General features: G+C 39.4%; 6 protein-coding genes and 4 pseudogenes. 5 read left to right on the forward strand and 5 right to left on the reverse strand.

Annotated features, from left to right (window positions below; translation table 11 throughout):
- From BFF42_RS06900 to BFF42_RS06920, 5 genes and pseudogenes are all read right to left on the reverse strand, one after another.
- Positions 1-237 (reverse strand): IS1-like element transposase (locus BFF42_RS06900; RefSeq protein WP_001650043.1); only part of this gene is annotated, 237 nt, incomplete at its 3' end.
- Positions 238-292: 55 nt separating this feature from the next.
- Positions 293-907: pseudogene (locus tag BFF42_RS06905) on the reverse strand (alpha amylase N-terminal ig-like domain-containing protein); the annotation flags it as partial.
- A 17-nt stretch (positions 908-924) separates the two neighbouring features.
- The gene (locus BFF42_RS28160; protein ID WP_077897660.1) at positions 925-1,395 is read right to left on the reverse strand and encodes an ABC transporter permease subunit; all 471 of its coding nucleotides are present in this window, start codon (positions 1,393-1,395) and stop codon (positions 925-927) included.
- 363 nt (positions 1,396-1,758) lie between these two features.
- Positions 1,759-3,048 (reverse strand): carbohydrate ABC transporter permease, encoded by a 1,290-nt coding sequence (locus BFF42_RS06915; RefSeq protein ID WP_001096092.1) that lies wholly within the window; start codon positions 3,046-3,048, stop codon positions 1,759-1,761.
- A 2-nt stretch (positions 3,049-3,050) separates the two neighbouring features.
- Positions 3,051-4,283: a sugar ABC transporter substrate-binding protein gene (locus BFF42_RS06920; RefSeq protein WP_000777724.1), complete on the reverse strand. Its 1,233-nt coding sequence runs from the start codon at positions 4,281-4,283 to the stop codon at positions 3,051-3,053.
- Between the two features lie 271 nt (positions 4,284-4,554).
- Here BFF42_RS06920 and BFF42_RS06925 point away from each other — a divergent pair.
- The 5 genes and pseudogenes from BFF42_RS06925 to BFF42_RS06945 all read left to right on the forward strand — a co-directional run.
- Positions 4,555-5,592, forward strand: a pseudogene (locus BFF42_RS06925) (porin).
- Positions 5,593-5,610: 18 nt separating this feature from the next.
- Complete coding sequence (locus tag BFF42_RS06930; protein WP_000490384.1) at positions 5,611-6,567, forward strand: UDP-3-O-(3-hydroxymyristoyl)glucosamine N-acyltransferase; 957 nt, start codon at positions 5,611-5,613, stop codon at positions 6,565-6,567.
- 108 nt (positions 6,568-6,675) lie between these two features.
- Positions 6,676-7,164, forward strand: coding sequence for a hypothetical protein (locus BFF42_RS06935; protein WP_001307257.1), 489 nt, complete (start codon positions 6,676-6,678; stop codon positions 7,162-7,164).
- 82 nt (positions 7,165-7,246) lie between these two features.
- A pseudogene (locus BFF42_RS06940) lies at positions 7,247-7,510 on the forward strand (ATP-binding cassette domain-containing protein); the annotation flags it as partial.
- A gap of 63 nt (positions 7,511-7,573) precedes the next feature.
- Positions 7,574-7,924 (forward strand): annotated as a pseudogene (locus tag BFF42_RS06945) (transposase); the annotation flags it as partial.

Consider the following 7,924-nt stretch of genomic DNA (forward strand, 5'->3'; position numbering starts at 1 on the left):
CGTGTTGAGGCCAACGCCCATAATGCGTGCACTGGCGCGACATCCGACGCCATTCATGGCCATATCAATGATTTTCTGGTGCGTACCGGGCTGAGAGGCGGTGTAAGTGAACTGTAGTTGCCATGTTTTACGGCAATGAGAGCAGAGATAGCGCTGATGTCCGGCAGTGCTTTTGCCGTTACGCACCACGCCTTCAGTAGCGGAGCAGGAAGGACATCTGATGGAAATGGAAGCCACGCAAGCACCTTAAAATCACCATCATACACTAAATCAGTAAGTTGGCAGCATTACCATCGAGTTTATCAATAACCCCCCACAGATCCCCACCCATAAAGTTGAATGAAGTCGGTGTACTGCCCCACGGTTCTACCCCTTCTGGGGATATTTCAGGTCTGCCGTTACAGAAACGGTCTGGAAAAATTTGGTACCATACCGTATTTTTTACCCAGGAGGGGGTATTTAGAACGTCAATTTTATTAAGATAAGGGAAGCAAAAAAAGTTATTTAAGCGGCTTAACTCTCGTTCTTCGCACTCCGGTGAACTGATATCAACACACCTTTTCTCACCAAAAAGAAACTTCTCTCCCTCTTTCCCAAAAAGTATAAAACCGTAACGGCAACGGCGTTTTTGAGGTTTGAACACTGCAAACCAGTGATCATGAAATTCGGTGACAGCTTCTTGTTCCATCTCGATCTCGTTGCCGCCAATCCAGCCGAACGCTTCTGTCCCGGCCATGTTACCGCCGTCAAGACCACCTTCAGCCCAATTATATGGATCGCCTATCCAGAGAATAACTTTATCAACTTCTCCTCTTAATGTGCGTAACCGTACATACAAAGTTTCGTTATCATAGGCATAGCTATCTTCACTTTTTGCTGAGTGTTTTAACGAACTAACTGTAATCATAAATACTAATCCCTAAATTATTCCTTAACGGCACCGCTAACAAGTCCAGTAGTTATATGCTTCTGTGTGAATACAAATAACAATGTGATAGGTACTGCAACTAAAAGCGCCCCAGCAGCAAAAAGCGTATAATTCTCTGCTGAATTAGAAGCAATCCAACTAAAAATGCCAATCGCCAGGGTCATTTTATCCTCACTACGAAGCACCAACGTTGGCAAAATGAAGTCCATCCATGGTCCAGTGAACGAAACTAATCCAATGAAAACGAGAATCGGCTTAGCCAATGGCAATATTATCTGAATAAAAATAGTCAGATGCCCTGCTCCATCTATTTTATCGGCCTCATCCAAAGAAGTTGGAATAGCATCAAAATAACCTTTTACCAACCACGTCATGAAGGGCAATGAACCGGTTACATAAACCAGAAGCAACCCAGTATATGTGTCTATCAAATTGGCCTTTGATAGCAGGATATAAATGGCAGTCATTGATAAAATGCAGGAAACATTTGCAATACAAGAATACTCATTAACGTATTACGCTTTCCACGAAATCGATACCTTGAAAAAACGTAGGCGGTCATCGTCACAACGAACAGTGAAATTAACATGTTAGCGGTAGCAAGAATGAAAGTGTTCAAATACCACTGCATATATGGCGTATCCGTGAACAACGTTATGTAGTGGTCAAATGTAAACTCGATGCCACTAAATGTTGAACTAAATAGATTATTCCCTTTTTAAAAGATGCCATTATCGTCCATATCACTGGCCCAAGCACAAGAATAGAGTTGCAGATTAAAAAAAGATAAACTAAGAGCGTTGATATTTTACGTAAAAATTTATCCATTGTCACATCCCTACATCATCTTTAAATGATTTCATCCGTCTGAATTGCCATATTGCTATAACCGATAAGAAGATAAATATTATGATGGAGATTACAGAAGCTATATGATATTGCTGGAAATTCAATGTGAGTTTATAAATCCAGGTAATAAAAATATCGGTATGCCCAGCGAATCTGTATTCCGGATTAGTCGGACCACCTTCAGTCAGAAGATAAATTGCACCAAAATTATTGAAATTATATGCAAATGTCATTACCAGAGTTGACGCAACCTGATGTAACACCATTGGCAATGTAATTTCCTTAAACTGTTGCCATTTAGTTGTGCCATCGACCTCACTAGCCTCATACAAATCTCGGGATATGTTTGTTAATGCACCCGCGATCAATAGCATAAAATACGGTGCCCCTACCCAAACACAAACGGCAATTACTGTTATTTTTGCATTTAATGGAACCGACAGAAAATCAACTGAATTCATTCCGATACTGTTCAGAAACGAGTTAACCGGACCAATTCCATTTAAAAGAAGACGCAAAATAAGTAACGTTACAAATGTGGGTATGGCATATGGCAGTATAAATATCAATCGCCAGACTTTTGCGAAACGTATATTTTTTTTAGCCAGTGCTAAAGCCAGAATAAAGCCAAAACTGAAGGTAAAAACCGTCGCGCAAATTGCCCAAATAAATGTCCAGAGAGCGACACCTAGAAACGTATCAGACCATATTTTAAATTTAAACAACATTATGAAATTTTTAATCCCAACCCAATCAACCAGGTTCTTTGGTGGGATGTGATTTGGCGCAGCATAGTTTGTAAACGATACAAGAACTGTAATTACAATAGGTAAAACAATGAATGCTATACTCGCTAAAAATGCGGGCGTTAGGACTATAAATGCAAATTTATCCTCATAGAGCTTATATAACTGTTGTTTAAAAGTCAGATGGCAATAAGATGAGTTCCGCGCATCTTTAATATTAAGGATGTAAATAGTGGCGAATAAGCCAACAATAATGGTCGCTATCACGCCCTCTACAAGCATAAATATAGAATTGTCACCCTGAATAACAGTCAGCCCTTTTCGAATTTGCGCGACATCACCTAATGTGAACAAACCTATTAATGTATGCACAATATCGGAAAGATAAAGCAAAAAGCATACTTGTATTGCAAAGAATATCCCGCCTTTCACATAATAATGACGTGATAACTGAGTCCCGCCCATAATCAAACAGGAAATAGGTAGCACAGGTGCACTCTTCATTTTCAGTTGTTGTGTATTCACAATTACTCCTGAAGCGAAAGTTGTTCTTCAATAATTGTTTGTGCATGATTTAAAACTTCATCCGGTGTTTTATTCTCAACCCAGGTAGCCAAAATAGCATTAGTCATTGGAGACCATAAATAAGACATTTCCGGTATTGATGGCATTGCGTCAGAATAATTAGCTTGAGCAATAATTGCTTTTATAGCTTCACTACCTGTCTGGCTAATTTTGTTCATAAGTGAATCGATTGGTGGGATGAGATTCGTCATTTCATAACGCTTCATCAACATCTTATCCGTTGTCAGGTAGTCAGCGAATAATTCAGCGGCATGAGGATATGCGGTAAATGAGCTTACAACGGCCAGCCGTACTGTTGAAAATGTGCGAGGCTGATGACCATCTAATGTTGGGATGCGTGTCACGCCAAAATTGATTCCGCTGTCAATGTAACCTTGTATGGACCAAGGTCCGTCGATTACAGCAGCAACTTTACCTTCATTAAACAGACCTCTTAGAACTTGTGGATTACCCATATCAAGAGGATTAGAGGGATTCGCTTTCTTTAAGCGTTTCATCGTCTCTAGCCCTTTCTTCGCTTCAGATGAAGCGATGCCTAGAGCTTTAGGATCGTTACCGATTTTACCGAATTCGTTGGCACCATACAAGGTAATAAACATACGTGAAACATAATAATTTTGTACATCCCATAGCAGAGCATATTTATGCTCGGATGAATTATTAAACTTTTCACTGAAAGTATTGATTTCTTCGAATGTTTTTGGTGCGGTGTTTAACAAATCCTTATTATAGAAAAGCGCCAGCGTTGCGAAACTTACAGGAAAACCATAGCTGATGTTATTATATGTAGCTGCCGATACTGCGCCTGGAATAAATGTTTTTTTAATCCGCTCAGCTGAGACCATGTTTTCCATAACCCCGCCAGCAACGACTAACCGCCCCAGGGTATCATGTTCAATTTCAGCTACATCAGCTACACGAGTCGTACCCCCATCCTGCATAATTCTTGATGCTGCATCCATTGGCGCTATATTGCGAAATGTAAACTTTACCTTGTAGCCAAAATCTTTATTGAATTCCTTTGCTGCATATTTCATATATTCCACGCTTGTGGCATCAGACCAAACTAACAACTCAGCATCAGTTTCAGGAATTAATTTTTCTGCCATCGCCTGGGGTGTTAGCGTACTGGAAATTGCAAGAATTATAACTGTGACGATATTTGAAAGCTTCATTATATTTACCTCATGAATAACATCTTTAAGTAGTATATGATGTACGACTACATAAGCATTCACGCCATTATCAACACAAATCAAGGCCAATCAACTGTCAAATAAGATTTTAATGATGAATAACTGCAAATAGTGATGCATATCCCATTTGCAGTAATTTGTTGAGAAAAAAATATTTTATTGCCGCAGAGTGTTTAGGAGTACATGAGGTACGACTATATGGAATAACAGAAATCATATCTTAAATTGATATTTTGGAAGGAACTCATTTATGGTTTTAATAAAAAAGAATGTCTTATCGGCTTCAATTGCAACAGTCATTTTAGGCTCAACAGGAGCCTTTGCGGCAAACGATCGCGGCTTTACCTCCGACACTGACTGGTCAGAAGAACAAGCGGGCTTTAATGGACATGTTGGTACTACATTTTAATATGAGACCAAAAGCACTGATAACTATTTAGGTAAAACAGTAAAGGAATATACTAAAACACACGAGATTTTCCAGGCCTATTTCAGCCAACCTAATTGGCAATTTGCAGCAATCTATGGCCTTAAGTCTATCGATCGCCGACAAGAAGAAAAAGGCTATCACGAAAATGAAACAAGTCTGCAAAACTATATATCACTAAACAAAACGTTCACTATTGGTAACGGTTTCGACTTCAGTCTGGTATACGACCTGATGTATACCGACGGTAATATAGATAGCCCTTATGTCACAGGCTTGCATACTGTAACTGTTGACAACAGTTTTCGCCCTACGTTGACGTACTTTAACTCTGACTGGAACGCAGGTTTTTATTCAAACGTTGAATACTTATACAGTCGAAATGATAAGAGCTCCTGGGGCGTACGCGAAGAAGAAGGTCAAAGTATACTATTTCAGCCCTATAAACGTTTTGGTGCATGGGAGTTTGGTATTGAATTTTTCTACCAGAAAAAGCATAACGATGAATTTAATCACGGTAAAATAAATGATCGTAGTATTTATACCGAAACTTACTACGAGCCAATTATCAAATATGCTTTTGAAAACGCAGGTAATCTGTATCTACGCACCCGCTTCGGACACGGGAAAACAGAAAACGCAGATAGTTTGCAATACAATGCAAACAGAACCTATTTCAAAACAATTCGAAAAGCCACTCTAGGTTATGAACAAAACATAGGTGACGACTGGATAGCCAAGATTGAATATAAACATGCCTGGGAAAAAGAGCACAAAAACTTTTATGATCCAAGAGATGAAGAAAAATATAATGTGCTCAATCAGGATAATATTTATGTTCATGCTTTCTATCGCTTTTGATTAAACAGAGGGAAACCTATGTTCAGCGCACTAGATATTAAAACGTTGATGCAAGGAACTTTATATGGTGATCCATCACTCAGGGTTGATACCATTCGGCCAATCCATAGTCCTTTAGTTGGTGGACTCTCGATTGTTATGACACCTGGAGATTTGTTGCATATACCAACGACTGGTGCGGATATAATTATCGGACCGGAAGAGATCATTAGTTCTAATACTAAGGCAAAGATTGTAGTCGATTACCTGAACGTGAATAATCTTAACAAAGTTTTAAGATATTTTAAGGTACATAAGTATCGTTTGTTTGAGCAAGAAAACACTTCAACGATACCTGATGTATACATTGGTAAACACTGCCAGATAGGTATGAACTGCCATTTTATGCCTGGTGTTAAAATTATGAACTGTGTGACCATAGGTGATAATGTTGCCATTCATGCGAATACAGTGATTAAAGAAGGTACTATTATTGGCAATGACGTTATCATAGATTCTAATAACTCCATCGGTAATTATAGTTTTGAATATATGTCGGATGAACGTGATTCATATGTCCGAGTTGATAGCATCGGTAGAGTTATCATAGGTGATTATGTTGAAATCGGTTGTAACAACACCATTGACCGAGGGACACTTGGAGATACGATTATAGGCCAAGGCACTCGTATTGATAATCAAGTGCAGATTGGACGTGACTGCATAATCGGTAATAAATGCCTGATTGTTTCACAATGCGGTTTTTCAGGACACGTAGTTTTAGGCGACCATGTTATTACACATGGTCAAGTCGGAATCGCCGGTCACATATCAATTGGTAGTTATTCGGTAATTAAGGCTAAATCAGGTGTAAGCCATTCTTGTCCTGAAAAGAGTGACCTTTTTGGTTACCCTGCCAAAAATACGCGAGAATACAACAAAAATCTCGCTGTCCTTAATAAACTAACTAAACAGCATGGTGTATATAAACAGTGAGTCGTTGAGAAGTATTATTTATATACATTAACATTAACATTAACATTAACATTAACACTGACATAGAAATAGCTTAACTAAGCTATACTACTTTTATTGAGAGTTTAAATGAAAAATAAATTGCTTATTGCGGCTGTGTTGACTGGTCTTCTTTCAGGATGCGTTGATGGCAATTCACCCTCTGGCAGTCAGGAAGGTGTCGTGAAAGCGGATCCTCGCTATTCAGAATGTAACCTCCCTGATGTAAATGAAAGAGGGCCAATTGCTGCGGGTCTTTACATTTCCGGAACCCTCCCGGAAGGCTATTGGTTAATGAAGCCAGAGCGTAAAATGCATTATAAGGGAGATGGTATTTATCAGCTTATTTATTCTGAAAAAGCAGGTGCGGTAACAATGCAATTTGCGACTATGAACTGGAATCCGCAGTTCACTGTAACAGGTCTTGAATTGCCATTAAATCAGGCTAAAACACTCAAGAAAGGAGGCATGGATAAAAATACAAAAGTCGTCATTCCTGCCGATGGAAAGTATGTTTGGACGATTCAAATTGGTCCTGATAAAAAGGCAATAGCCGCCATGGTAGCACCATGTAAATAGTTATTTTTAGCACTCCACTATTCAACATTCGTTGAATAGTGGAGTATCAGTATTCCAAAATTCTTGTTAATGAGAGCAGATTATGGCCGCGGTAATTCTACGCAAAGTTGAAAAAATTTATGACAATGGATTCAAACCTGTTCACGGCATTGATCTCGATATAAACGATGGTGAATTCATGGTTTTTGTTGGACCATCTGGGTGTGCCAAATCAACTACATTACGCATGATTGCAGGTCTTGAAGACGTATCAGGTGGTGAAATTTACATTAGCGACCGCCTTGTTAATACCCTTCCGCCTAAAGATCGCAGCATTGCAATGGTGTTCCAGAACTATGCGCTGTATGAGGTAGCCTGAGTTTAACGGACACTCCTTCCTGAAATAGAATGGCATCAGAAGGAGCTAATAATGAGCAGAAAAAACCAACGTTACTCTAAAGAGTTCAAAGCCGAAGCTGTCAGAACGGTTCTTGAAAATCAACTTTCGATCAGTGAAGGCGCTTCCCGATTATCCCTTCCTGAAGGCACTTTAGGACAATGGGTTACCGCCGCCAGAAAAGGGCTCGGTACTCCTGGTTCCCGCACGGTGGCTGAACTGGAATCTGAAATTCTGCAACTGCGTAAGGCGTTAAATGAAGCTCGCCTTGAGCGAGATATATTAAAAAAAGCAACAGCGTATTTTGCACAGGAGTCGCTGAAAAATACGCGTTAATCGAACAATGGCGACAACAATTTCCCATTGAAGCGATGTGTCAGGTAT

Origin of the sequence: Shigella sp. FC1661 (genome assembly GCF_001712525.1) — a bacterium.
Taxonomy (GTDB): Bacteria; Pseudomonadota; Gammaproteobacteria; order Enterobacterales; family Enterobacteriaceae; genus Escherichia; species Escherichia coli.